Annotated in this window: 21 protein-coding genes; 6 read left to right on the top strand and 15 right to left on the bottom strand. The window is 56.1% G+C overall.

The features are described 5' to 3' along the window. Positions 1-77 precede the first annotated feature (77 nt). From HRQ60_RS13160 to leuC, 4 genes are all read right to left on the bottom strand, one after another. Positions 78-1,487, bottom strand: a complete 1,410-nt coding sequence (locus HRQ60_RS13160) for an N-acetylmuramoyl-L-alanine amidase family protein (protein ID WP_172196286.1) — start codon at positions 1,485-1,487, stop codon at positions 78-80. A gap of 164 nt (positions 1,488-1,651) precedes the next feature. After that, positions 1,652-3,103, bottom strand: coding sequence for an N-acetylmuramoyl-L-alanine amidase family protein (locus HRQ60_RS13155; RefSeq protein ID WP_172196285.1), 1,452 nt, complete (start codon positions 3,101-3,103; stop codon positions 1,652-1,654). A gap of 232 nt (positions 3,104-3,335) precedes the next feature. Next, entirely contained in the window at positions 3,336-3,938 is a 603-nt protein-coding gene (gene leuD, locus HRQ60_RS13150) for a 3-isopropylmalate dehydratase small subunit (protein WP_172196284.1), read from the bottom strand. A gap of 27 nt (positions 3,939-3,965) precedes the next feature. Continuing rightward, positions 3,966-5,387, bottom strand: coding sequence for a 3-isopropylmalate dehydratase large subunit (gene leuC, locus HRQ60_RS13145; RefSeq protein WP_172196283.1), 1,422 nt, complete (start codon positions 5,385-5,387; stop codon positions 3,966-3,968). Positions 5,388-5,625: 238 nt separating this feature from the next. On the opposite strand from leuC, the gene HRQ60_RS13140 reads away from it, so the two are divergent. From HRQ60_RS13140 to proC, 4 genes are all read left to right on the top strand, one after another. Further along, positions 5,626-6,543 carry a LysR family transcriptional regulator gene (locus tag HRQ60_RS13140; protein ID WP_172196282.1) on the top strand — a complete coding sequence of 306 codons (918 nt, stop codon included), beginning with the start codon at positions 5,626-5,628 and terminating at the stop codon, positions 6,541-6,543. A 493-nt stretch (positions 6,544-7,036) separates the two neighbouring features. Then, positions 7,037-8,140: a glutamate 5-kinase gene (gene proB, locus HRQ60_RS13135; RefSeq protein ID WP_172196281.1), complete on the top strand. Its 1,104-nt coding sequence runs from the start codon at positions 7,037-7,039 to the stop codon at positions 8,138-8,140. Positions 8,141-8,199: 59 nt separating this feature from the next. Further along, complete coding sequence (locus tag HRQ60_RS13130) at positions 8,200-9,513, top strand: glutamate-5-semialdehyde dehydrogenase (RefSeq protein WP_172196280.1); 1,314 nt, start codon at positions 8,200-8,202, stop codon at positions 9,511-9,513. A gap of 59 nt (positions 9,514-9,572) precedes the next feature. Beyond that, positions 9,573-10,451 (top strand): pyrroline-5-carboxylate reductase, encoded by an 879-nt coding sequence (gene proC / locus HRQ60_RS13125; RefSeq protein ID WP_172196279.1) that lies wholly within the window; start codon positions 9,573-9,575, stop codon positions 10,449-10,451. Between the two features lie 157 nt (positions 10,452-10,608). Here the strand turns inward: proC and HRQ60_RS13120 are convergent, their stop codons facing one another. From HRQ60_RS13120 to HRQ60_RS13095, 6 genes are all read right to left on the bottom strand, one after another. Next, the gene (locus tag HRQ60_RS13120; protein WP_172196278.1) at positions 10,609-11,871 is read right to left on the bottom strand and encodes a multi-tm2 domain protein; all 1,263 of its coding nucleotides are present in this window, start codon (positions 11,869-11,871) and stop codon (positions 10,609-10,611) included. Then, on the bottom strand, positions 11,852-12,325 hold the full coding sequence (locus tag HRQ60_RS13115; protein WP_172196277.1) for a hypothetical protein: 474 nt from the start codon (positions 12,323-12,325) through the stop codon (positions 11,852-11,854). Before HRQ60_RS13115 ends, HRQ60_RS13120 begins: the two co-directional genes overlap by 20 nt. Further along, a complete protein-coding gene (locus HRQ60_RS13110) occupies positions 12,322-12,855 on the bottom strand; it encodes an RNA polymerase sigma factor (RefSeq protein WP_172196276.1) in 534 nt (177 codons plus the stop codon). Before HRQ60_RS13110 ends, HRQ60_RS13115 begins: the two co-directional genes overlap by 4 nt. A gap of 239 nt (positions 12,856-13,094) precedes the next feature. Then, positions 13,095-14,768 (bottom strand): type 2 periplasmic-binding domain-containing protein, encoded by a 1,674-nt coding sequence (locus tag HRQ60_RS13105; RefSeq protein WP_172196275.1) that lies wholly within the window; start codon positions 14,766-14,768, stop codon positions 13,095-13,097. A 111-nt stretch (positions 14,769-14,879) separates the two neighbouring features. Beyond that, positions 14,880-16,487, bottom strand: a complete 1,608-nt coding sequence (locus tag HRQ60_RS13100; protein WP_172196274.1) for a response regulator — start codon at positions 16,485-16,487, stop codon at positions 14,880-14,882. A gap of 23 nt (positions 16,488-16,510) precedes the next feature. After that, the gene (locus HRQ60_RS13095; RefSeq protein ID WP_246281306.1) at positions 16,511-18,313 is read right to left on the bottom strand and encodes a sensor histidine kinase; all 1,803 of its coding nucleotides are present in this window, start codon (positions 18,311-18,313) and stop codon (positions 16,511-16,513) included. A gap of 144 nt (positions 18,314-18,457) precedes the next feature. Between HRQ60_RS13095 and HRQ60_RS13090 the strand changes: the two genes are divergently transcribed. Both HRQ60_RS13090 and HRQ60_RS13085 read left to right on the top strand, forming a co-directional pair. Further along, positions 18,458-19,408 carry an ABC transporter permease gene (locus HRQ60_RS13090; protein ID WP_172196273.1) on the top strand — a complete coding sequence of 317 codons (951 nt, stop codon included), beginning with the start codon at positions 18,458-18,460 and terminating at the stop codon, positions 19,406-19,408. Between the two features lie 371 nt (positions 19,409-19,779). Next, positions 19,780-20,652, top strand: a complete 873-nt coding sequence (locus tag HRQ60_RS13085) for a carbohydrate ABC transporter permease (RefSeq protein ID WP_172196272.1) — start codon at positions 19,780-19,782, stop codon at positions 20,650-20,652. Between the two features lie 12 nt (positions 20,653-20,664). Here HRQ60_RS13085 and HRQ60_RS13080 read toward each other — a convergent pair whose 3' ends face one another. From HRQ60_RS13080 to HRQ60_RS13060, 5 genes are read right to left on the bottom strand one after another with little or no spacing between them, the layout of a single operon-like run. Further along, the gene (locus HRQ60_RS13080) at positions 20,665-20,964 is read right to left on the bottom strand and encodes a hypothetical protein (protein WP_172196271.1); all 300 of its coding nucleotides are present in this window, start codon (positions 20,962-20,964) and stop codon (positions 20,665-20,667) included. A gap of 10 nt (positions 20,965-20,974) precedes the next feature. Next, the gene (locus HRQ60_RS13075) at positions 20,975-21,655 is read right to left on the bottom strand and encodes a DnaD domain protein (RefSeq protein WP_172196270.1); all 681 of its coding nucleotides are present in this window, start codon (positions 21,653-21,655) and stop codon (positions 20,975-20,977) included. A gap of 57 nt (positions 21,656-21,712) precedes the next feature. Further along, a complete protein-coding gene (gene asnS, locus HRQ60_RS13070; RefSeq protein ID WP_172196269.1) occupies positions 21,713-23,008 on the bottom strand; it encodes an asparagine--tRNA ligase in 1,296 nt (431 codons plus the stop codon). A gap of 23 nt (positions 23,009-23,031) precedes the next feature. Beyond that, a complete protein-coding gene (locus tag HRQ60_RS13065) occupies positions 23,032-24,240 on the bottom strand; it encodes an acetate/propionate family kinase (RefSeq protein ID WP_172196268.1) in 1,209 nt (402 codons plus the stop codon). Beyond that, the gene (locus HRQ60_RS13060; protein ID WP_172196267.1) at positions 24,237-25,109 is read right to left on the bottom strand and encodes a 3-hydroxyacyl-CoA dehydrogenase family protein; all 873 of its coding nucleotides are present in this window, start codon (positions 25,107-25,109) and stop codon (positions 24,237-24,239) included. The genes HRQ60_RS13065 and HRQ60_RS13060 overlap by 4 nt, the downstream gene beginning before the upstream one ends. Positions 25,110-25,234 lie beyond the last annotated feature (125 nt).

Raw genomic sequence — 25,234 nt, 5'->3', positions numbered from 1 at the left:
TTCGCCGTCGGCCCTTCGCTTTCCTGCCGGTTCAAACAATCGGCCCCGGCGCATGGGGCGCCGAGGCCTTTTTCATTCTATAGTCCCAAATATTCGAGCAGTCCTTTGGCAATCGCCTCGGCTACACGCTGTTGGAAGGCATCCGTTTTGAGCTGGGCCGCTTCCGCCGCGTTGCTGACGAAGCCGATTTCGAGCAGAGCCGCAGGCATTGTCGTCTCGCGAATGACATGGAAATTGCCGTACTGCACTTTGCGATCCTTGAAGCCGGTCGCTTCGAGAATGTACTTGTGCAGGGTCGTTGCCAGCGTCTTGCTGTTGGCACGCTGGTAGTACGTTTCGGTACCGCTTGCTGCGGACGAACCGCTGTTGTTGTGGATCGAGATAAAGACGTCGGCGTTGACATTTTGGGCCACCCGAACGCGTTCTTTCAATTCGAGGAACGTGTCGTCGCTCCGCGTCATCACCAGATCGACTTTCGGGTTCTTTTTCAAAATGGCTTCGACTTTGAGCGCGATGCCCAGATTGGCGTCTTTCTCGCGCAGGCTGTTGCCGACCGCGCCCGGATCATGGTCGCCATGTCCGGCATCGATCACGATCACTTTTTTGCCGTTTCCGCCCACATTCGTCGTCGGCGCGGCCGCTTTATCGAGAGCCACGAACAAGGAAGTTCCCTCGGTCGACAATTTGTAGGTATTGGCACTCTTCAGATCGATCACGACCTGCACGCTGTTAGGCGAAGATTTCGGAACGAAATACCGGATTTGCGACACGTTCTCCGCATTGACGGAAGAAAGGGTGCCGGTCTCGCCCACCGCGAGATTCCCGCCGATTGCCGAGCCGAATCTCGTGTTCGGAAGTTCGATCAGGATCCGGTTGGGTCCCGTCAGCACGGAGTCTTTCGCGGTAACCGCTTTGTCGGTCGAAATCAACAGCCGGTTGTCGCTGAAGCTGATGGCTTTCACTTCCGCCGAAGGCGTTACGGGCGTAGTTACCGGCGTCATCGAGTCTCCTGGAGTCGTTCCGGGAGTGGTCGCTCCGATCTGTCCGCCTGCCGGATTCCCCTGTGTAAACAGGTGTACGGTTTTGGCGGCATTTTCCCATTTGACTTGAAGTCCAAGCTGCGAACTGACGAAGCGCAGCGGTACGTAAGTCGTTTCGTTCTGTGCCACGGCCGGCTGGGTCAGAGAAACGAGGGCCCCGTTTGCCGTGGCCGTTTTCTGGTTAATGGTGAGTACAACGGTATCTGCACCGCTGACGATGCTCACCTGCTGGGCCGATTGATTCCACCGAACTTTGTAACCCAGTTCTTCGGATACGACCCGGATCGGCACCATCGTGCTTTGGCTGACCGTTAACGCGTCTGCGTTGGCCAACTCGCGGTTGTCCAAGATAATCTTGGTTCCGGACGAGGCCGCTTGTCCCGTATGCGGGAGCAAGAACATCAGCATCAGGACCGCCATCACTGTCATCAAAACATACTTTTTCATTATCCACCTCTAAATTCTTCGCTTTTTTCGTCGGACTTCGGTCCTACCTGCGCTTGCTCCCAAACGCTTTTCGGACGATTCCGAACCATTGACATCCCAACAGCTGCTCACGTTAGCTTAGACGCGGCCTTTTTTGAAAAGTTGCGGCATTTATTTCAGTTTTGTCACCCATTCACGTTTAATCCGAGATACTCCGCGATACCCGCAGCGATCGATGCGGCTACTTTGTCCTGCCAATTTTCGTCGATCATCTGCTCGATATCCCCTCCGGGACTCATAAATCCCGTTTCGACCAGGACTGCCGGCATGGTCGTCTCCCGGGTGACATGAAGACTTTGCGTTCTCGCCCCCCGGCTGCGGAGACCGGTCGCTTCGAGTACATGTCTTTGCATCGTTTCGGCAAAAACCTGGCTGTCGGGGCGTGAATACAGCGTTTCCGTACCGCTTGTAGGCGGCGAACCGATCGGCATGCTGTTGCCGTGAATAGACACGAACGCATCCGCATGTACGCTTTCGGCGATATCGACGCGTCCTTGCAGCGACAAGGTCGTATCGTCGCTGCGGGTCATCACGATATCGACTCCGGCCAACCGTTTCAGCTGGGCTTCGACTTTGAGTGCCATCGCCAGATTGAGGTCTTTTTCCAGCACGCCTCCTACGCCCACCGCACCGGTCTGCTTGCCCCCGTGTCCCGCGTCCACGACGATTACCCGGCGGCCGGCATCTCCGACTTCGGGGACCAGGCTTGCGGAATCCGGCTTGCCTGGCGGGGTATCGCCGGTTTGGGCCGGTTCCACGAACAGAACCTGACCCTGACTATAGATCTTGTAATCGGAAGGCCGCTCCAGGTCGATCACGATCCGGACCAAAGACGGCGAGCGGCTGAACAGCGAGAAACGAACGCCTGTGATCCCGGCCTGCCCCTGCGTCTCGATCGAACCTTGATTGCCCGCTCCCGGAAGCCCCTGGACGAATCCGCTTCCAAGCGTCGTATCGGGCAGATCCACCACAATCCGGTCGGGCCCGGTCAATACCGAGCTTACGGGCGAGTATTCGCCGTCCAGCAGCACGGACAGCCGTCCGTCCGCGAAACTGATCTGCTGCACCGAAGCGGACGGAGGCTGCGCGCCCGGAACTTCTTCCGGAACCGGCTGCTCGGCCGGCTCTTCGTTCGTCAGATAAACGGTCCGGTTCGGTGCATCCCACTTCACCTCAAGTCCCATCTGCGTTCCGACAAAGCGCAGCGGAACATAGGTGGTGTTCGATTTGACGAACGGAGGCTGCTGCAGCGAAACGCTTACGGGGCCGGCTTCGGCCGATGTCTCTCCGAGGGTCAGCACCAGTCGGTCCGATCCTTCTCCGATCGTGATCCGCTGCCGCTGCTTGTTCCAGCCGACTTTGTACCAGAGCTCTTCGGATACGACCCGGATCGGCACCATCGTGATATTCCCGACGGTCATCACATCCTTGGCCTCCGTCAACTCCCGGGCATTCAAGACGATTTTGGTCGCAGGCGCGGCAGCGAAACCGGAGTGCGGAATCAGGAATACGGCAGCAAACGCAAGCAGCGCCGCCAGCCGGATCCATCCCCGGCGAAAGCCCTTTATGGTTGACATACGGCTCACCTTTCCTTCCCCTCATTTTTCTATCGGCAGATTTGGCTCTCTTTCCAACGTTTTTTTCAAAAAAATCAATGATTTTTCTCGAATCCGTTACAGATTTCGCCGCCGTTTCCTTCTTGGCCTTCTTGATCCCCGGTTAAATCGCACGCAAAAAAGCGCCGCACTGCTGGATAAGCAGGCGGCGCTTCTCGAAAAACGAACGCTTCGGCGGTCAGCCGGTTTCCTGTCAGACGTATGCCCGTTCGGCGCGTTTGGCTTCGTATGCGGAGATATCGGATTCATGCTGCAGCGTCAGTCCGATATCGTCCAATCCTTGAAGCAGGAATTGGCGGCGGTGTTCGTCCAGGTCGAAGTCGATCCGCAGACCGTAAGCGTCGGTCAACGTTTTCTCTTCCAGATTGACGTTCAGACGGTAGGCTTCATGCTCGGCCGTACGGGAGAACAGATCCTGAACCTGTTCTTCGGACAGCTGGATCGGCAGAATGCCGTTCTTGAAACAGTTGTTGTAGAAAATGTCGGCGAACGACGGCGCGATCACCACACGGAATCCGTAGTCCAGAATAGCCCACGGCGCGTGTTCGCGCGACGATCCGCAGCCGAAGTTGGCACGGGAGATCAGCACTTCGGCCCCTTCATAACGCGGCTTGTTCATCTCGAACGCAGGATTCTCATTTCCTTCTTGGTCAAAACGCCATTCGAAAAACAGAAACTGGCCGAAACCCGTCCGTTCGATGCGTTTGAGAAACTGCTTGGGAATGATGGCATCCGTGTCGACATTGACCCGATCGACCGGGGCGACGAGTCCGTTTAATTGTTTGAATTCTTCCATAATAAGTCCCTTCTTTCCGGAGATTGGTCAGCTGACGACTTCGGTCTTGAATGTCCAGTCGCGTACGTCGGTAAAATGTCCCTGAATCGCGGCTGCGGCGGCCATGGCCGGCGATACCAGATGCGTACGTCCTCCGCGGCCCTGACGGCCTTCGAAGTTGCGGTTCGAAGTCGAAGCGCAGCGCTGTCCAGGCTGCAGAACGTCCGGGTTCATCGCCAGACACATGCTGCATCCCGCTTCGCGCCATTCGAAGCCCGCTTCGCGGAAGATCGCGTCCAGGCCTTCTTCTTCCGCCTGAAGCTTGACGCGGCCGGAACCCGGCACGACGATCGCCGTGACCTGGTCCGCCACCTTGTAGCCTTTGGCAATTTCGGCTGCGGCGCGCAGGTCTTCGATCCGTCCGTTGGTGCAGGAACCGATAAAGACGTAATCGATCGGAATATCGGACATCCGGGTTCCCGGAACCAGATCCATATATTCCAGCGCTTTCTCGGCGGCCCGGCGTTCGTTCTCGGTCGTAAAGTCGGCCGGATTCGGCACGACCGAATCGATATCCGCGCCCATACCCGGGCTGGTTCCCCAGGTCACCTGAGGAATGAGGGAATCGACATCGAATTCGACGACGCGGTCATACTGTGCGCCTTCGTCCGTCACGAGTTTTTTCCAATCGGCTACCGCCGCTTCGAACGCTTCGCCTTGAGGCGCATACTGGCGTCCCCGGATATGCTCGAACGTCGTTTCGTCCGGTGCGATCAGTCCCGCTCTCGCTCCGCCTTCGATCGACATGTTGCAGACCGTCATCCGCTCTTCCATCGTCAGGCTGCGGATCGACTCGCCCGTATATTCCAGCACGTAGCCTGTGGCGAAGTCCGTGCCATACTTGGCGATAACGCCCAGAATCATGTCCTTGGCCGTGACGCCCGGTTTGCGATTGCCGATAAAACGGACTTCCATCGTCTTGGATCTGCCCTGCTGCAGACACTGCGTCGCCAGAACGTGCTCGACTTCGCTGGTGCCGATCCCGAACGACAAAGCGCCGAACGCCCCGTGCGTAGAGGTATGGCTGTCTCCGCAGACGATCGTTTTGCCCGGATGGGTCAGGCCCAGCTCCGGTCCCATGACGTGTACGACGCCCTGGTCGATCGTGTCGAGGTCGAACAGTTTGACGCCGAAGTCTTTGCAGTTTTGCGACAGCGTGTCGATCTGCTGCTTGGAAATCGGATCTTTGATATTGAAGCGATCCGTTGTCGGTACGTTATGATCCATCGTCGCGAACGTGCGGTCCGGACGGCGGACTTGGCGGTTGCTGAGCCGAAGACCTTCGAATGCCTGCGGCGATGTGACTTCATGCACCAAATGAAGATCGATATAGATGATAGACGGCTTGCCTTCTTCTTGATGAATCACGTGATTTTCCCAGATCTTTTCATACATCGTTTTTTTGCTCATCTCGTTCACCCCGCTGCTGGATTCAAACCGGCCCGTTTCACGAGTATCAAGGCCAGGTTTTGTTAGTGGGTTAAATATAACATGGAGTTGTCTCATTGTTCCAAGATATAATAACTATAATCCTAATAGGTTTTACCTATAGACGAATCCTGCCGGGCAGCGGTAAAATGAAACGGACAAGTCCCAAGCGGACAAAAAAGAGACGGCTCGAACCCTCGCCCCGAAGGAGAATCCCGACATGGAATTGAGACAGCTTCAATACGCGCTCATGATCGCCGCCGAGCGGAATTTTTCGCGCGCGGCGGAGAAACTGCATATCGCCCAGCCTTCGCTGAGCCAGCAGCTCTCCAAATTGGAAAAAGAACTCGGCGTGCTGCTGTTTCAGCGCAACACGAGCACCGTTCAGCTGACGCATGCGGGACGCGAGTTTATGAAGCGCGCGCAGCGCATCGTCGACGAGATGGATCTGCTGCGAGTCGAGATGGAAGACATTTCGCAGCTGCGCAAAGGGCGAATTACCGTCGGCAGCATGCCGACGACCGGCTCCCACCTGCTTCCGCACGTGCTGCCGGCGTTTCGGGATGGCTACCCCGGCATCGACGTCACGCTGCTCGAAGACACTTCGCAAAATCTCGAACGGCTGACCGCGGGCGGCAAAACCGATATCAGCCTGCTGTCCCTCCCTTTAAATGAACCGACGCTGGACTACGAATGGATCGCCGACGAGCCGATCGATCTGGCGGTTCCTCCGAATCACCGGTTGGCCCAACTCTCGGGTACGTCTCCCGCTTCGGGCATCGATATGCGCGAGCTTGAGCATGAGCCGTTCATTATTTTGAAACAGGGACAGGGGTTTCGCAAAATGGTGCTCGATCTGTGCCGTCAGGCGGGCTACGAACCTCAGGTGGTGTTCGAGAGCAGCAATATGGAGACGCTGCAGTCGCTCGTAGCTGCCGGGATGGGCGTAACGCTTGTGCCCCGGTTCGTCTCCCGCTCCAAACGCAGCGAGCTGCTGCCGGTCTACCTGCCTTTGGCCGGTCCGGTGCCTTACCGCACCCTAGTCATCGCCTACCGCAAAGGCCGTTCGCTGTCCAAAGCGGCGGAAGCCTTTATCGAAACGCTGCGCGCAACCATGCAGCGCCTGGAACGTTCCTGAACCGGGCGGCCCGGTACGGCCTGAACGTTCGCGAATTCCGCCTTTTACAAACGCGGTTCTCCGTGCTATTCTAGGAAAAACCAAATGTCACACCGCAATGACGGGGCCAGTACGAAAACACCCGCCTTACAGAGAGTGAATTCCATGGAACGATATTGAATCTGCCGCCTGGATTTTCGTTCCGGAGAACCTGTTCGCATGTGAGTATGCGATCGGGCGGATCCGGTTCCGGAATTCCAACCTGTCGGTTTCGATCTTCGGCCCTGGCTGCGAGAATTCACGGTCGGACTTTTCCGAATCCTACCTCCGAGCGATCCGGGCCACAAGCCCGGACGGTTCCCTTCCGTTATCGGGGTTCAAGTGGGACGGCTCCGGCCGTCAATCAAGGTGGTACCGCGGAAGCACAGATCCGGCTTTCGTCCTTTGCGCAGCATGAGCTGCGCCTGGACGGAAGCCTTTTTATTGTTCCTGCCCGCAGAAAGAAGGAGAATTCATGCAAAAACGCATCGTAGTCAAAATAGGCAGCAGTTCGCTCACGGGAAGTCAGGGCGGATTGAACGGCGCAGCGGTCGCCTACTTCGCAGGCGAGCTGGCCGGATTGTACCGGCGCGGCTTCCAGCCGCTGCTCGTTACGTCCGGTGCGGTCGCAGCCGGATTCCGGGCGATCGGTTATCCGGAGCGGCCGAAGAAACTGCACGAAAAGCAGGCTTCGGCCGCCGTGGGACAAGCGCTGCTGATGCGCGCGTATCAGGAAGCGCTGGCCGAGCACGGTCATGTAGCTGCCCAGATTCTGCTGACGCGCACAGACTTTCACAGCCGCAAACGGATCGGCAGCGCCGTTATGACGATAGAAGAACTGCTTGAACGGGGCATTCTGCCGATCTTCAACGAAAACGATACGGTCTCGGTCGACGAATTGAAGTTTGGCGACAATGATACGCTGTCGGCACTGGTCGCCAATCTGGTCAAAGCGGAGCGTCTCGTCATCCTTACCGATACGGACGGGCTGTACAGCGCCGATCCGCGGCATGACCCGGGCGCTGTCAAATACGAGACGATCGGCGAAATCAGCGAAGAAATTTACCGGATGGCCGGCGGCAGCGGCAGCAGCGTCGGTACCGGAGGCATGAGATCCAAACTCGACGCCGCCCGGATCGCGACCCGCGGCGGCGTGCCGGTGTTTGTCGGACGTGCCGACGAATCCGGCGATCTGGCGGCAGCCGCGAACGGTGGAGGCCGCGGCACCCATTTCACGACGCTGCTGTCCGCCATGTCCGTCAAAAAGCAGTGGCTCGGATATCTGTCCCGGCCGCTGGGCGCGCTGATCGTCGATGCCGGCGCCAAACGCGCACTCGCCGAAGAAGGCCGCAGCCTCCTGCCGGTCGGGATCACCGCAGTGGAAGGACAATTCCATACGGGCGATGTTGTCGAAGTTCGCGGACCGGCCGGCGATATCGTGGGCCGAGGCGTCGTCAATTACGATATGGAAGATCTGCAGCGCGTCTGCGGCCTGCCTGGACCCCAAGTCCTCGAACGGCTGAACGGGCTGCACCGGCTTGAAGCGATTCACCGGGACGAATGGATCTCGCTCGGCTGAGTGCCAAAGCGTCACTGGGTCTGCCAAGGCCCCAAAACGAATACCGGGAGGAAACGAAGATGACGAACACAAACCTAAACGAACCCCAAGACCGGACAGGAGGTTCACCGGGCGCCGACGGCGTACAAAGCGAGGTACGCACCAAAGCCGCCTTAGCTGCGGCAGCTGCAAGCCGGATGGCTTCGCTGTCTACCGAAGAGAAGAACGCGGCTCTGCTGGCGATGGCCGATGCGCTGAATGCGCAGGCCGCTTCGCTGATCGAAGCCAACCGGGAAGACCTGGAACGCGGCCGCGCAGGCGGAACGAGCGAGTCGCTGCTTGACCGGCTGATGCTGAACGAAACCCGGATCGCTTCGATTGCCGACGCGCTCAAATTGGTCGCCGATCTGCCCGATCCGACCGGTGCCGTGCTGGAGCGGATCGAACGGCCGAACGGACTGCGGATCGAAAAAGTGAGCGTGCCGCTCGGCGTGATCGGCATCGTCTACGAAGCCAGACCGAACGTAACGGTCGACGCGGCCGCGCTCTGCCTCAAGACCGGCAACGCCGTTGTGCTCAGAGGCGGCTCGGCCGCGCTGTCCACCAATCGGCGTATTGCCGAAGTGCTGCGTGCGGCGTTGGCCGAAACGGCGCTTCCGCCGGACGCCCTGCAGGTGATCGAAGACGCTTCCCGTTCTTCGGTCGACGAGATGCTCAAGCTGAACGGACTGCTTGATGTCATTATTCCGCGAGGCGGCCGTTCGCTGATCGACAACGTTGTCCGCAACGCGACAGTCCCGGTCATCGAGACCGGCGCCGGCGTCTGCCATACGTATATCGATGCTTCGGCGAATGCGGTTATGGCCGCCGAGATTGCGATCAATGCCAAAGTGCAGCGCCCTTCCGTCTGCAATTCGATGGAGACGCTTATCGTACACGAAGACTTTGCGAAGCGGGAACTGCGCGCCTTGGCGGATCGTCTGCTCGAACTTAACGTCGAACTTCGGGGCGACCGACGGACGCTGGCCCTTATCCCGGAAGCCAAACTTGCTTCGGATGAAGACTACGGCACGGAGTACAACGACTATATTCTGAATATCAAGATCGTGGACGGGCTTGAAGAAGCCGCTGCCCATATCGCGCGCTTCGGCACGAAACATTCCGAATGTATCGTGACCGAAAACGAAGTCCTTGCTGTCCGCTTCCTGAATGAAGTGGATGCCGCCGCTGTGTATCATAATGCCTCCACACGCTTTACCGACGGGTTCGAATTCGGCTTCGGCGCGGAGATCGGTATCAGTACGCAAAAGCTGCATGCCCGCGGACCGATGGGGCTTCCGGCGCTGACTTCGACCAAATACCGTGTCTACGGAACCGGGCAGATCCGCACCTGATCGGCTGTACACGTTCCCTTTTCCCTACTTCCGCTTTATCACGAAAGGATGAATCCCTGATGACCCAAACCCGTATGCTGATCGAAGACCGCGTTTGTTTTTTCGGAGCCGGGTCGATGGCCGAAGCCGTCGCCCGCGGCCTGATTGCCCGAGCGGTTATCGCCCCTTCGCAGATCATGTTTCTGAACCGGAGCGATACGGCCAAACTTCAACAGCTTGAACAGCGTTACGGCACGCCCGGAACCAACGATCCCGCGGAAAAAGAACGTGTTCTGCGCACCTTCCCCGTCGTCATTCTGGCCATGAAGCCCAAAGACGCCGCCGAAGCGCTGCAGCAGCTCGGCACGCTGATCGGCCCGCATACGCTGGTGGTGTCCATGATCGCGGGTCTGTCGATCGCGACGCTTCGCAGTCTGCTGAATCGGCCGGAGCAGCCTGTCGTCCGCACGATGCCCAATACGTCGAGTTCGATCGGCCTGGGCGTGACCGGCGTCAGCTTCTCGGACGGATTGTCCGAAGATCAGCGCCGCACGGCGCGCCTGCTGTTCGAAGCCGTCGGTACGGTCATCGAGACCGAAGAAGACAAAATCGATGCGCTGACCGGTATTTCCGGCAGCGGTCCGGCCTATGTCTACTACATGATGGAAGCGCTGATCGAAGCGGCCGTACTCGGCGGTCTTACCCGCGAACAAGCCCGCGAGATGACCGTGCAGACCGTACTCGGCGCTTCCCAGATGGTTCGCCAGACCGGCGAAGAACCGGCCGAACTGCGCCGCAAAGTGACTTCGCCGAACGGGGCGACCCAAGCGGCGATCGCCAAGCTCGACGAAAGCGACTTTTTTGGCGCCGTGATCCGGGCCGCCCAACGCTGCGCGGAACGTTCCGCCGAAATGGGACAGGATCTGGAGAACCAGCTTCCCCGCCTCGCCCAAGATTGACCCGCTTGATTCCCAGTCAAAAGTCCGCCTGTACAGAGCTTCGGCTCTTGTGCAGGCGGACTTTTTTAAACGCATTTTTATCCCGTGCGAAATCTCGTGCGAAAGCTTGCGCCCTGACCTCTTCAAGCTGCAGATTTTTGCCCGCTCAGATCTTGATTCAGATCTTGAACCGGCGGCCCGAACTCATCAGCTTGATTCCGCCTCCGATCAACAGCAGCGCCACGACGGTATTACGGACATACGGTTCGAGATCGTGCAGGAATCCCAAGGACGGCAGATAGAGGTCGATAAACGGCATGACGATCGTTTTGAGCACATAATACAATCCCAGCGCAACCAGTAACACACCCATCCAGCCCCGGTTCGCGTCGAAGTTTTCAAGCAAAGGCTTATCGGCCAGCGGTTCTCTTCCATAGCGGCCAACCTGCTGAAGCGCGTCGAAAAAGGCGTAGAACCAGATCAGCGGCACCAGGAACAAGAACAGCGACAAACCGAGAACATCAAGGACATACAAGCTGCCGAAAAACAAAATCATCAGCTGTGCGCCGCGTTTCATCAGCCCCAAGTACATATGTGCCGCTCCCGGTACGATCGCCAGCATCAAGCCCATGGTCCGGCTTTTGCCGCCGCCGTCGCGTCCCATATCCCATCGTTCAATAAGCGAGAAGTCGCGCGGTTCTTCCCCGCGGCTTTTGCGTCCGGCCAACTGCACGGCATCAAACATCCCGTAAATCCAGATGATCGGAAGGACCCCAAGAAACATCAGGAACGTTTCTTCGCCGGTAAAAGCGGTCAGGAAGATCAGGGCGGTAGTCAGGCCGAAGAAAGCGGCCAGGAACGATACGCCGCGCTGGACCAAACCCATGTACAGATGGCCGAGCCCCGGTACGAAGCTGAGAATAACGGTGCAAAAACGCTGGACGTCGGAGAAATAATCTTTCTCCCGCAGCATCCGTCCGTCTCCGATCGGAGGATAAGGAGCGTAAGGGTCGTAGCCGGGGTCTTCGTCGGTTCCGAATCCCGCGTGCGCTTCTCCATGCTCCATTCCTGCTCCCGAACCGGGAGGCGCCATGCCGTTAGGATGCGCCGCGTAACCCGGGTGACCCGGATAAGCATTGTACGGCCCGGCAGGACCATGCCCGTAATATCCCGGCGGCACGTTCGGCTCCGCGGGACGGCTCAGTACCGCCACAAGCATATCGAACATGCTGATACACCAGACGATCACCGTCATGACGGCACCGACGATCGCCGGCGTTTCATCATTGGCCAAAGACGTCAGCAGACCTCCTGCTCCCAGCAGGAAAAAGGGAAGCATAAAATAGATGAAACCTTTTGATTTTTTGCCCCAGTAAGCATGGCCAAGTCCGGGTACCAGATTCAGCAGCAGTGCCGCCAATTTACTTCGTTGTCGATTCATGATTGCTTTCCCCTTTCGCTTTGAAGCCGCCCAACCAAGTGGATGCTCCGTCCGTCAGCCGTTGACTGTACGACATTTTGCCCGCTTCGTCCGCCGCTTTGGCCGCCTGCTCGCCGAGCCGATCGAACGTTCCGCTGAACGTCAGCAGCAGCGCGGCGGCAGCGGCAACCGTATACAGGAAGATCGGCTCGCTCCATTTGCGGCCGAAGCGACCGGTACCCGCAGGGTCGGCAGATTCCGGAATCAAAGCCATAACCCGTTCGCTGAATGCTTCTTCGTCGGCAAGACCCGGCAGTTCCCCGCCCACATTCTCGAGCGCCGCCAGATATTGGCCGAAAGCCTGCTCATCACCTTGCAGCAGCAGACTCTCCAGGCGTTCTCTCATCGGTTCGGCCAGCGTGCCCCGAACATAACGCATCCAGTCTTGCGGTCCGTGTCGTTCGAACTCGTTCATCGCCATTCCTCCTCCTGCCAGTGCTGACGAATCCACATTCGCGCCCGGTACAATTTCGATTCGACGGTCTTGACCGTAACGTCCAATTCCGCCGATATTTGTTCGTAATTTTTGCCTTGAAAATAAAAAGCTTCGATCACATCGCGATGTCCCTGAGGCATTTCTTCCAGACGTCTGCGCATTTCTTCCGACTGTTCCTCGCGCAAAATACGGCTGAGCGGCGCTTCGTCTCCCGATACCACTTTTAGGAGAGCGGGTTCGGAATCGTACAAATCTTCGCGCTGCCGATTCTGCTTGCGTTTGAAATCGATCGCCTTGTTCATCGCAATACGGGAGATCCAGGTCTTGAAGCCTTGGGAACGGTAATCGGGGAGCGATTTATGAATTTGGATAAATACTTCCTGCGCGACGTCTTCGGCATCCTTCTCGCTGCGCAGTACCGAGAAGGCAATACGAAATATGGGCTGCCTGTACGTGTCGACGAGTTCGCGAAAAGCGTCGCGGTCGCCGCGCAGAATTCCGCGGATCATTTCCTGTTCGTCAATCGTGCTCTCCCCCTCTCCCGTCCAATAGACGCAGCCGCCAAGGACTGCCCCTGCGCATGCTGCAAATAAATTTCCGGAACTTCGTTCTGCCCGGTCTTTCGCCGTTTTTATTGTACACGCTGCCGCCGGAGCAGACAAAATCGGCAAAAAAAAGACCGGATACCGCAGCGGCGGTATCCGGTCTTTCGATTCTCCTTTTCGGAGGAAGGTTTCCAAGCTGCGTGTTACTGCGCCGAAGAAACCGATTTGTACCATTCGTTGACTTCCTTGGTGACCTGTTCGCCGCCGTTGGATTTCCAACTGGCCACGAATTCGTCAAATGCGTCGATCGGAAGTTTGCCGTAAATGATTTTGTTGAACGTCTCCATCTCGGATTGACGCAGCAGATTCCACTTCGAGATCATGGTCGGCGTAGCCGCTCCGGTGAAGTAGTTCTGTTTGCGCACGTCCGCTTGGGACATGACGACTTTTGCCGCGTACCAGTTTTCCGGTTTGCGGAACTCGGCCATTTGTTTCTCGTAAGGCGTTACCGCTTCTTCGCCGTCCGCCAGTTTGACCAGCGTTTGCATGTAAAGATTCGGAATACGAGCCGGACCCGTCAGGAACGGGAACTCGTTGGAGAAATTCGGAATTTTGTCTTTGTTGCTGGTCGGTTTGCCGTCAACGACATCCCAGTCGTATCCTTTGGCAAAACCGTACTCGTAATCGCTGCCCGCTTTTGGATCCGCGAGATTGTCGAGCAGGTAGTTGTAGTACAGGAAAATGGCTTCCGGATGCGCCGCATCTTTGTTGATCATGATACTTGCATTGACGCCGGAGTTCTGCCATTTGGTTCCGATCTTGCCGTCCGGTCCGGCAGGAACCGGATAGGCTTTATACTTGGATCCCGGCACGGCTTTGAGCAGATCGGGAGCCGGCCAGTCCGGTACCCAGTTCGCGCCGGGCAGAATGCCCGCCGTGCCTTTGGTCCAGCTCTCGGCCGCTTTCGACTCGTCCCACAGCGCGGAGTCGGCGTGGATATACCCTTTGTTCATCCATTCCTGCAGTTTCGCGAGAGCTTCTTTGGAACCCGGGTTGATGGAACCGTATTCCAGGTTGCCGTCCGCGTCTTTGTTCCACTGCTCTTCAATCGTTCCGTAGGCTCCGAACAGCCAGTCGAGCGAGCCCATCCAGGTGTTCGTATTGTTTTTGAGCGAGATTGCCAGCGGGAATACTTTGTCCGGGGACAAGCCGTCCGGGTTCTCGTTTTTGAATTTATCCATGATGACTTCAAGATCGGCGATCGTTTTTGGAGCTTCAAGGTTCAGTTTCTCCATCCAGTCTTCGCGCAGCCACAGCTCGGTATTGTCGTTATCCGTGTATTCGAGGATCGGCATATTGTACTTTTTGCCGTCTTTCGTGAACGGATACCACAGCTCGGGATGTTCGGCCGAGTGATCTTTGAGAATCTTGTTGGCGTACTTGTCGAACAGTTCGTCGATCGGCATGAACTGGCCGGATTCGATCAGTTGGTTCGTCAGAACCGGGTTGGTTGGGACGGGTACGAAATCGGGCAGTTTTTCTCCCGAAGCGACAGCCAGCTGAAGTTTTTGTCTGTACTGGTCGTCATTTGCCGGGTACCAGGTATCTTTGTGTTTGATCCCGAGCGTATCCAGCATCCAGCGATCGTGGACGTTGTTTTCTTTGGTATCGCCCTGCACATACTTCTTCGGCATCAATACGCTGCTGATCTCGATCGGCGGATCGTATTTACCCGCTTTGAACGCGGCTGCCGCCGTTTCCGTCTCGACAGGTGCTCCGTCTTTGGTCTTGCCTCCGTCTGATGCGCCGCTGCAGGCGCTGACTGTGAACAGACTTGCGACCGCAAGAATTTTCCAGGCATTCCGGATTTTTTTCATTGCTTAATCCCCCCCGTTGACTTGTAACCGCTACCTTACATCCGTTACTGTACCAACTTTTGCAGGAAGGCATCTATATGAGTTTGTTAGGCCGGATAGGATTTTGTCACGTTATTTGCCCGAGTCCCGATAATCCTGCGGGGTCATGCCGAAATGGCGTTTGAATACTTTGATAAAATACGCGGGGTCCATATAGCCGATCTCCAGCCCGATTTCGTACACTTTTTTGTCGGTCGATTTGAGTTTGTAGCAGGCGCGTTCCATCCGCAGATTGGCTACATAATCGCTGATTCCTTCGCCCGTCTCGATCTTGTAGATCTTGGAGAGATGGGTAGGATGCAAATTGACATGATCGGCCAATGCGCGCAGCGAGACGTCAAGATGCAGGTTTTTGTCGGCAAAAGCCTGCACCTTGCGCACATACAGCGACCGGCTGTCTTTGACTTCGCTTGATGTGCCTTCCTTGAGCAGACGCAGCGCTTCGAGCGACCATCTGCGCAGCCGGGCGATCGAAGCGAATACTTCTCCCCGCTGCAGCGGTTCGATCTCGCTGCCCAGCAGACTTTCCAGCGTATGGCCGCCGCGATGCGCCAGATTGGTATACGAAGACGCAATCAGAAAACCGGCTTCCATACAGTGTTCCCACGACTCCGACCAGCTGCTGTCCAGTTCATCGAAGACGGCCTGCAGTTTCTCCCAGGCTTCGTCCCAGCGTCCGGCTTCAAGCAGGTTCTCAAGCGAAGGCGGCAGGTACAACGAACGGAGTGCGCCCTGCTCCTGCGGTCCTGCCGGTTCGCTGAGACGCATGACGAATTCCCGCTCGTCTCCGACGATCTGGCGAAAATAAGCGGTTGCCCGCCGGAAAGCGTCCGGCAGTTCTTCCGGAAATTCGAACGAATCGGTCATGACGATCGACAGCGAGCCTTTGAGAAACTGCTTGACCTTGGACTGCAGCTGGATCGACAGCTTCTCGAGCAGGCCTTCGCGTCCAGGCGGCGCTTCCTCCTTGAACTGGAGCAGGAAGGCCAGATAGCCGTGTTCCTCTTTGACCCCCCAGACTTCCAGGAATTCCCCCATCACTTCTTCGGCCATATTGATAATCGCATATTCGATCAGCGGCTGACCGTTGTTGCGGTATCGGCCGAATTCTTCTTCCATACGGACAAGCAGCAGCGCAGAAGGCCCTACCGTAAAAGGCAGTCCGTAGTTGTGGAGTTTACGCTCCCATTCTTCGGCCGGCATCCGCTGTCCGTCCAATGCGTCCAGCAAGAGCTGACCGCGGAGCAGCGGAAGATTCTCGCGCAGGGCATAATTGGTCCGTTCCAGCGAACTGACCATCTCCCACTCGGCGTTCAGCTGGGAGATCGCCGAACCGACGGTGGCGAGCAGATCCGCATCGCTTGGCGGCTTGAGCAGATAATCGACGGCGTTATGGCGAATTGCCTGTTTGGCATATTCGAAGTCGGAATGACCCGACAGCATGATGCATTTGATCTTCCGGTCCCGCTCGCGGATCTTCCCGATCAATTCGATCCCGTTCATTTCGGGCATCAGAATATCGGAGATGACAATATCGATCGGATGGATCTCGATCAGTTCCAGCGCTTCGCGCGCGGAATAGGCTCGGTGTACCACCTCGATCCCGAGCGTGTCCCAGGGTTTGTTCATGGCCAGATTGTCGACCCAGTGGATTTCGTCGTCGACGATCATTAACTGCATAATGATTCTCTCCTTCTTGCTTTTTAATAGCTTACAGCCGGACGAATCGGATCGGCTTCCGGCTCGCCGGGGATCTGCCAGAAAATTTCGGTCCGGAATCCTCCTGCCGGCGACGGACCGAAGCGGAGTCCCGACCGGCTGCCGAATTGATGCACGATACGCTGATACGTATTCCAGAGCCCGCAGCCCATCTCTTCCCGCAGTTCTTCGTCCATTTTCCGATTCAGCGCGTCGTACTCTTCGGCGGTCAGTCCCGGTCCGTCGTCATCGATTCGAATCACGCAGAATCCGTCTTCCAGGCCGCCCGTAATCCGGATTTCGCCCGACGCATAGGATTTGGCTACCCCGTGGATAACCGCATTTTCGACAATGGGCTGGATCATCAACCTCGGAATCTCCTGCCGCCGCAGCTCTTCCGTAAGATCAATCCGATAATCGATTCTGCCGTTCCGCAGTTTCTGGATATCGAGATAGTTGACGAGCAGACGGACTTCCTCTTCGAGCGGAGCGATTTCTTTTTCCATACGGGTGGTGTAGCGGTAATAGGCACTCAGGTTGAAAGCCATGGAGACCACCGCTTCTTCGTCTTTCATCTGCGCCATATTGATAATGTATCCCAGACAATTATACAGAAAATGCGGGTTGATCTGGGCCTGAAGCTGTTTGAGCGTCGCTTCCCGGGCCCTGATCTTCTCGTTGAATACATTCTCGATCAGTTCCTGGATCCGCTGCGACATATCGTTGAACCGTTCGAACACGAACGAGAACTCGTTCCGGTTCCGGGCGTGCAGACGAACCGAATAATCGCCGCTTTGCACCCGCAGCAAGCCGTTCATCAATTTGCGGATCGGACGCTGCACGTTGCGGTACAGCAGGACGGAAGCCGAGACGCCAAGTACGAACAGCAGCCCGATCGACAGATAGAACAGATTGCGGCTGAACGAGATCGGCCCGAGCACCTGCCCCAGCGGCACGACATCGATCAACTGTCCGTCCAGATACGCCGAACCGACCGAGCTGACCAGATAATCCTGCCCCCGCAGCTCCACAATCCGCTGGGCGGTACGCTCGAGCGGATGCGTATTCAGATCGGCGATCAAGGCTTCCGACAGCTCCCGGTCCGCACTGCTGTTCAGAATAGGCGCATCCCCTTTGTGATAATAAAAAGGATCGCCTTGGCCGCCCGCTTTGTATGTATCGAGCATATTGCGGATATTGTCCGAACTGAAACTTGCTTCCACGACAAGGCTGCTGCCCGTCAGCAGTCCCTGCTGCCCGAGCGAGTCGGTATAGAACCAATAGAAATACGGCGGCTGTCCGCTGCCCGCGTCGCCGTAGGTCCATTTCCCGCTCATATTGCGCCGCAGATAATCTTCGCTGTAGTCTCCGGTGCGCGCATAATTTGAGATCACCTGGCGATTCTGCTGCGAATGCAGGGCATAACGGGCCGGCCAGATATCGGTTACTCCGGACTGCAGCATCATTTTTTCCTGAATGGCGTAACGGGTCTGCATGCGGTCGTACCGGTCCCCCCACACATTCAATCCGTTAAAATCCCGGGCATTCGGATCGCGGGAAAACGTAAGACTGAAATCCATCATCTGGTTGAGCCTCGAATCGATCTGACCCGAGAGAAAAGTCAGCTGACGGGCACTGGACGTCTGAAGCTCGCGGCTGACCACGTGAAAAGTCACATCGTTCGAATACGTATAGGCGAGCACGATCGGAAGAAACAAAATCGCAATCAAGCTGTTCATCTTGGCAAACAGACTAAAACGGCCCCGGGGCTTCTCCCGGACGCCCGCTGCTTCGAGTATTTGCTGCATAAAGTACTCCTCCGGATCGTTGTCCCTAATAAAAGCCTATCGATCCTAACATTGTTATATATCGACCCCGACACTTGCTTGATACTATTTATATATAGCAGAGAACGTAGAGACACACCACACATTTGGAAGCGGGGGAAAGCAATGAAAGCAACGACAAGCGAGCGGACAAAACAGACAGAAGCGCTCGGCGGCAAAAGAAAAAGAGGCCGCAAACAGCCATTGATACTGCATCTCATGGTGCTTCCGGCAGCCATTATGGTCTTTATTTTTTCGTATATTCCCATGAGCGGTATCGTAATGGCTTTTCAGGATTACAAGCCTGCGCTCGGATTTGCCGAGTCGCCCTGGGTAGGCCTGAAGCATTTCCAGTACATGTGGGAGAATGAATATTTCCTCAAAATCACGGGCAATACGCTCTTTTTCGCCTGTACCAAGATTGTCATGAACCTGATCGTGCCTTTCGTTTTTGCGCTGCTGCTGAACGAAGTCCGGAAAATGGCATTGAAACGGTCGATTCAGACTCTCGTTTATCTGCCTCACTTTCTTTCTTGGGTGACGCTGTCCGGCATTCTGATCGACATGCTCGCGCAGACCGGACTCATCAATCAATTTATCGTCTATCTGTTCGGAACGAAGCCGATCTTCTTCCTGGGTGACGGCAACTGGTTCCGGTTCACCATCATTGTCAGCGACGTCTGGAAAGAGTTCGGCTTCAATACGATCATCTTCCTGGCCGCTTTGTCGGGCATCAATCCCGCGCTGTACGAAGCGGCGGAAGTCGATGGAGCGACCCGGTGGAAACAGACGCTGTACATCACGATTCCTTCGCTCGTTCCGATCGCGATCGTCATCGCGACGCTTGCGCTGGGCAACGTGCTGAACGCCAACTTCGACCAGATCTTCAACCTGTACAGCCCGCTCATTTACCAACAAGGCGATATCATCGATACATTCGTGTACCGCGAAGGCCTGCTCAGTGGACAATTCAGCTTTGCCACAGCCGTGAACCTTTTCAAGTCGGTCATCAGCTTGATCCTGATCGCCGTCTCGTACCGTCTGGCTTACCGCTTCGCCGGATACCGCATCTTCTAGTACCTTGACCGAATTAAATCTAAGGTTTGCGTTCGTCGGAAACACGCACGGTTCAAGCGGGTTTTCGAGGGGCGTAACCTAACCTCTTTATCGGTCAAGGTACTCGTACCCTTTCAACTCTTAATCAGAGGTTTACGTTTTTCTGAAACGCGCACGCTTTAGGTGCGATTCAGGGGAACGTAACCTTACCTTTAGTGTTGACAAGGTACTCGTACCCTTTCAACTCTTAATCAGAGGTTTACGTTTTTCTGAAATAACAATTCCGTCGGAGACTTCGTACACGCTTCAGGTACGAAATCTCAGGGGAACGTAACCTTACTTTTAACTTGGTCAAGGCACGAAATTCATCGAGCAGAAAGGAGACTTCGTCCATGTATCACAAAACGCTTCCCTACCGGATTTTCAGTATCTGCAACAATATATTTCTGACGGCTGTCTCGATCGCCTGCCTGCTGCCGCTGCTTCACCTGCTTATGGTGTCGCTCAGCTCGACCGCTCCCGCCAATGCGGGACTGGTCACTTTCTGGCCGATCGGGTTCACTTTCGAAGCTTACGCCAAAACGTTCGACAACGCCAACTTCCTGTCTTCGCTCTGGGTATCGGTGCAGCGGACTATTCTCGGTACGGCGCTTGCGCTGGTCGTCAATACGACGGCCGCCTACGCACTGTCCAAAGAAACCCGCGTATTTGCCGCCCGCAACGTGTATCTGTGGTACTTTGTCGTCACGATGCTGTTCAGCGGCGGACTGATTCCCGGCTATATTCTGATTCTCAAGCTCGGCTTGATGAACTCGCTCTGGGCGCTGATCCTGCCGGGTCTCGTCGCGGTATTCAATATCATCCTGCTGCTGAACTTTTTCCGCGGCGTTCCCAAAGACCTGGAAGAAGCCGCGTTTATCGACGGTGCCGGCCATCTGCGGACCTTCTTCAGCATCTATCTGCCGCTGTCGCTGCCGGTTATCGCAACCGTGTCCCTGTTCATGATGGTGGGACACTGGAACGCGTACTTCGACGGCATCATCTATATCCGCGATTCCGAGAAACTTCCTCTGGCCAGCTTTATGCAGACGATCATCGTGCAGGCGGATATGTCGAAGCTTGATCCCGAGGCCGTCGCCAATCTGTCGCAGCGTACGATTCGTGCCTCGCAGATCTTTATCAGCGCCCTGCCGATCCTGATCGTGTATCCGTTCCTGCAGCGGTATTTCGTAACCGGGATTGTCGTCGGTGCGGTAAAAGAGTAGCACTCTCCGGAGTCACAGCACCGGGTATTCAACAGAATCAAAAAAGACGTTCTCCGCTTTTGGGAGAGCGTCTTTTTTGTCATGGCTGCAGAAACGAAACTTCATGCAAGACCGTTCAAATTGGAAGGTTGGCGTAACGGATGCGAACCTCACTCTTTGAATAGAAAAACCGCTTTGCCTAAGGCAAAGCGGTAGAATGCCGCTGCGGGGAGCGGCGCGCCAAGTTTCTTCGTTTTCGCCAAGGCTCAAACGGTGAAATTCGGCGTTGTGTGAATGATGGTCGGTGATCCCCGTTCTTTTCGCTGCGCTCAAAGAGTGGGGATCACCTTTGCCCTCTAAATTTCTGAGAATAGGCCCGGACATCTTCCGGCGTACGTACCCGGTTCCGGCTCCATTCGAGCAGGATCCGGTCGATATAGCGGAAATGCAGTTTGCCTGCAAAAACCGATTCTTTGAGGGCCAACAGGATCAGCTCTTCCGGATATCGGTCCTGGTCGATCCAGACCGAGATCGTCTCGCATTCCATCGGCGAGAGCGGACGGGCAAACTCCTGTTCGAAAATACGGAACAGGTTATCGACCGTCTCGGCTTCTTCTTCGGGAACGATCGGACGCTCGGCCCGGCGCTGGCTGCGCCGCTCTTCCGCCAGACAGCCTGCCAGACGCTCGTACAGCCCGGCCAGGTTGTAACGTTCGTAACGGATGCCGGACGGCGTATCCTCGTCTTCATGAATCGCGAGAAAGCCGTCTTTGATCAGGCGCTGCAGCTTGGCTGCAAGATCGCCCGGCTCAAGACCTGTCCGTTCTCCCAGTTCTTCAAGGGTTGGAAAATCGTTCAATTCGGCCTGACGGAAAGCGATAAGCTGAATTAACAGCATCGTCTCTTCCAGGCTGAGTTCCATTTTGCGGTAAAAACGCAGCAGTGCGTGAGGAAGATGAACCTGCGGCGATTCCATCGCATAGGAGACTCCCATGGCCCAAGTCTTCCAGGCTTCGTCATTCACTCGCTTGTTCCTCCTTCCGCCTGCCTGATCGGCTCTTCGCAGCATGCGTAAAGCGCCTTACGGATAGAGGCGGTACAGCATGCGCGGGAACGGAATCGTTTCCCGGACGTGATCGAGGCCGCAGATCCAGGCAACGGTACGTTCCAGGCCCAGACCGAAGCCCGAATGCGGAACGGAACCGTACTTGCGCAGATCCATGTACCATTGGTACGCGTCGGAAGCCAGGTTATGCTGTGCGAAACGTTCTTCCATCAGCTTCGGATCGTCGATCCGCTGCGAGCCGCCGATGATTTCGCCGTAGCCTTCCGGTGCAATCATATCGGCGCACAGAACGACTTCCGGACGGTTCGGATCGGGCTTCATATAGAACGCCTTGATCTCCGCCGGATAATGCGTAATGAAGACCGGTTTGTCGTAATGGTTGGCAATCGCCGTTTCATGCGGCGCACCGAAATCTTCGCCCCAAGGCACATCGAACCCGTTGTTGTTCAGGAACTCGATCGCTTCGTCGTACGTGATACGCGGGAACGAGCCCGTAACTTGTTCCAGCTTGCTCACGTCGCGCTCCAGCGTTTCCAGCTCCGCTTTGCAGTTGTCCAGGACGGACTGCACAACATGGCTGACGAACTGCTCTTGGACTTCCAGGCTTTCTTCCAATTCGACAAACGCCATTTCCGGTTCGATCATCCAGAACTCGATCAGGTGACGGCGCGTTTTGGATTTCTCGGCACGGAAGGTCGGACCGAAGGAATACACTTTACCCAGCGCCATCGCGGCAGCTTCCATATAAAGCTGTCCGCTTTGCGTCAGGTAGGCGTCTTCGTCGAAATATTTGATATGGAACAGCTCCGTTGTTCCCTCAGCCGAAGACGGCGTCAGGATCGGAGGATCCATCAAGGTGAAACCGCGTGTATCGAAAAATTCGCGAATAGCGCGGACGATCTGTGCACGCACCACCATCACTGCGCGCTGCTTGGTCGAACGCAGCCACAGATGGCGGTGGTCCATCAGGAAATCGACACCGTGCTCTTTTGGCGTAATCGGATAATCTTCGGTCAGATGAAGCACTTCGATTCCCGTAACCGTCATCTCGTACCCCGATTTGCTGCGGGGTTCTTCCCGAATGATGCCGGTCACGTAAAGCGAGCTTTCCTGGGTCAAACTTTTGGCATCGTTCCAGATTTTTTCCGAAACTTCGCTTTTGACGACGACGCCCTGAATATAACCGGTGCCGTCCCGCAGCTGAAGAAACTGGATCTTGCCGCTCGAACGTTTATTGTTGACCCAGCAGCCGATTTTGACGGTCTCGCCGACATGGCCGCTGACGCCGCGAATATCTGTTTTGGTGGACATGCAAGTCATTCCTCTCCTGTGTGTTAAGCCTTGCTCGCTTCCACGATGCGGTACGTATCGCGGGCAATCACGAGCTCTTCATTCGTCGGTACGACCAGCACTTCCACTTTGGAGTTGGGCGTGGAGATGCGGCGCGGATCGCCGGAACGAACTTTGTTGAGCTCTTCGTCGATCTCGATCCCGAGATACGACAGGTTTTCACAGACCACTTTGCGCACGATTGCGGAGTTTTCGCCGACACCCGCCGTAAAGACGAGTACGTCGACGCCGTTCATGGCGGCAGCGTACGAACCGATGTACTTGCGCAGACGGTATTCGTACATTTCAAAAGCCAAGGTCGCGTTCTTGTCTCCGCTTTCCCAGCCGTCCGTAATATCGCGCATGTCGCTGCTGATACCCGAAATAGCCAGCAGGCCGCTGTGCTTGTTCAGCATTGAGTTCACTTCGCCGACGCTCAGCTCTTCCTTGTTCATGACGTAAGGCACGATCGCCGGATCAAGGTCGCCCGAACGGGTACCCATCATCAGACCTTCGAGCGGAGTCATGCCCATCGACGTGTCGACGGATACGCCGCCCTGAATCGCCGTCAGGCTGCCGCCGTTGCCGATATGCGCCGTGATGATCTTCATGTCTTCGATCGGTTTGCCGAGGAATTCGGCGGCCGCCAGGCTGACGTAATAATGCGATGTGCCATGGAAGCCGTAGCGGCGCACTTTGTACTTGCTGTACAGGACACGAGGGATCGCGTACAGGTACGATCTTTCCGGCATCGTTTGGTGGAACGCGGTATCGAATACGACAACCTGCGGGACGCCCGGCATGTTGACTTCCGTCGCTTCGATCCCCATAACGGCCGCCGGATTGTGCAGCGGAGCCAGATCGATCAAGGCGCGGATATTTTTCTTCGCTTCCTTGTTTACGAGCGCGGATTCGTTGAAGAATTCGCCGCCGTGTACCACACGGTGTCCGACCGCATTGATTTCGTCCACGCTGGACACTACGCCGTGCACGCTGTCGGTCAGCTTGTCGATGACTTTGCGGATCGCCGTATTGTGTTCCAGAATTTCGCTGACTTCCACGACTTCTTCCTTGCCGGCCGGTTTGTGGGTCAGAATGGACGAATCCATTCCGATCCGCTCGACCAGACCTTTGGCCAGAACCGATTCGTCGGTCATATCGTACAGCTGGTATTTAAGCGAGGAGCTCCCCGAGTTGATTACGAGTACTTTCACAGTCTGTCACCATCCTTGTCGTACTTGAAGAATCCTTCGCCGGTCTTCGTGCCGAGCTGCCCTGCGCGCACCATCTTTTTCAAGATGAAGGCCGGACGATATTTGATATCGCCGTATTCGCGGAACATGCCTTCGAGCGCCGCCAATACTGAATCCAGACCGAAACGGTCGCACATTTCGAGCGGTCCGCGGTTGAACTGGTAGCCGATTCTCATGGCATCGTCGATATCTTCGGCCGAAGCCACGCCTTCTTCAAGCACATGCAGCGCTTCATTGATCAGCGTACAGATCAGACGGGTGCTGACAAAACCTGGCGATTCGTAGACCATGATGCCTTTTTTGTCGAGCGTATCTTCCACGAAGAATTTCGCCGCGTCAACAACGGTATCCGATGTTTTCAATCCGCGGATCAGTTCCACGAGATTGATCGAAGCGACCGGATAAATGAAGTGCATGCCGATGACGCGTTCCGGGTGCAGCGTAGAGCTGCCGATTTCGGTCAGGCTCAGCGCGGAGGTGTTGCTCGCCAGTGTAACATGGCTCGGGCAAACTTGGTCCAGCTGGGCGAACACCGCTTTTTTCGCTTCCAGATCTTCCGAGATCGTTTCAATGACCAGATCGCAAGAGCCAAGCTCCGCAAAATGGTTGACTTTCGCGATTCTGGACAGGGTCAGCTTTTTCTCTGACGGGGTAATCCCCCATTTTTCCAGCTTTTTGTCCAGACTGGTTTCGATCATGCTGTATGCATGGTCGAGCTTTTCATCATTTTTCTCGACCAACAGCACATCAAGGCCGCGGGCAGCCAGCATCTCTGCGATGCCTTGTCCCATGACCCCGCCGCCGACGACGCCTATTTTTTTAAAATTCATCTCTAGTATTCATCCTTTCTCGTCTCTCCTGCAAGATTGTCCACTCCTACAGCCGACATGAGCGTCTTGCATTCCCAACATCTAATCATATCTTAGCATATCCGAAATGTAAAAAAGAAATTGCG

This window comes from Saccharibacillus qingshengii, assembly GCF_013185195.1.
GTDB classification, from domain to species: Bacteria; Bacillota; Bacilli; order Paenibacillales; family Paenibacillaceae; genus Saccharibacillus; species Saccharibacillus qingshengii.
This window is presented reverse-complemented; position numbering and strand designations above follow the sequence as displayed.

Bases quoted from the DNA above. Each gene is read 5' to 3' on its own strand.
- HRQ60_RS13160 (WP_172196286.1), bottom strand. From the start codon at position 1,487: ATGAAAAAGTATGTTTTGATGACAGTGATGGCGGTCCTGATGCTGATG.
- leuD (WP_172196284.1), bottom strand. From the start codon at position 3,938: ATGGAAGAATTCAAACAATTAAACGGACTCGTCGCCCCGGTCGATCGG.
- HRQ60_RS13155 (WP_172196285.1), bottom strand. From the start codon at position 3,103: ATGTCAACCATAAAGGGCTTTCGCCGGGGATGGATCCGGCTGGCGGCG.
- HRQ60_RS13085 (WP_172196272.1), top strand. From the start codon at position 19,780: ATGTATCACAAAACGCTTCCCTACCGGATTTTCAGTATCTGCAACAAT.
- asnS (WP_172196269.1), bottom strand. From the start codon at position 23,008: ATGTCCACCAAAACAGATATTCGCGGCGTCAGCGGCCATGTCGGCGAG.
- proC (WP_172196279.1), top strand. From the start codon at position 9,573: ATGACCCAAACCCGTATGCTGATCGAAGACCGCGTTTGTTTTTTCGGA.
- HRQ60_RS13105 (WP_172196275.1), bottom strand. From the start codon at position 14,768: ATGAAAAAAATCCGGAATGCCTGGAAAATTCTTGCGGTCGCAAGTCTG.
- HRQ60_RS13100 (WP_172196274.1), bottom strand. From the start codon at position 16,487: ATGCAGTTAATGATCGTCGACGACGAAATCCACTGGGTCGACAATCTG.
- leuC (WP_172196283.1), bottom strand. From the start codon at position 5,387: ATGAGCAAAAAAACGATGTATGAAAAGATCTGGGAAAATCACGTGATT.
- HRQ60_RS13140 (WP_172196282.1), top strand. From the start codon at position 5,626: ATGGAATTGAGACAGCTTCAATACGCGCTCATGATCGCCGCCGAGCGG.
- HRQ60_RS13110 (WP_172196276.1), bottom strand. From the start codon at position 12,855: ATGATCCGCGGAATTCTGCGCGGCGACCGCGACGCTTTTCGCGAACTC.
- HRQ60_RS13115 (WP_172196277.1), bottom strand. From the start codon at position 12,325: ATGAACGAGTTCGAACGACACGGACCGCAAGACTGGATGCGTTATGTT.
- HRQ60_RS13090 (WP_172196273.1), top strand. From the start codon at position 18,458: ATGAAAGCAACGACAAGCGAGCGGACAAAACAGACAGAAGCGCTCGGC.
- HRQ60_RS13095 (WP_246281306.1), bottom strand. From the start codon at position 18,313: ATGCAGCAAATACTCGAAGCAGCGGGCGTCCGGGAGAAGCCCCGGGGC.
- HRQ60_RS13130 (WP_172196280.1), top strand. From the start codon at position 8,200: ATGACGAACACAAACCTAAACGAACCCCAAGACCGGACAGGAGGTTCA.
- proB (WP_172196281.1), top strand. From the start codon at position 7,037: ATGCAAAAACGCATCGTAGTCAAAATAGGCAGCAGTTCGCTCACGGGA.
- HRQ60_RS13120 (WP_172196278.1), bottom strand. From the start codon at position 11,871: ATGAATCGACAACGAAGTAAATTGGCGGCACTGCTGCTGAATCTGGTA.
- HRQ60_RS13060 (WP_172196267.1), bottom strand. From the start codon at position 25,109: ATGAATTTTAAAAAAATAGGCGTCGTCGGCGGCGGGGTCATGGGACAA.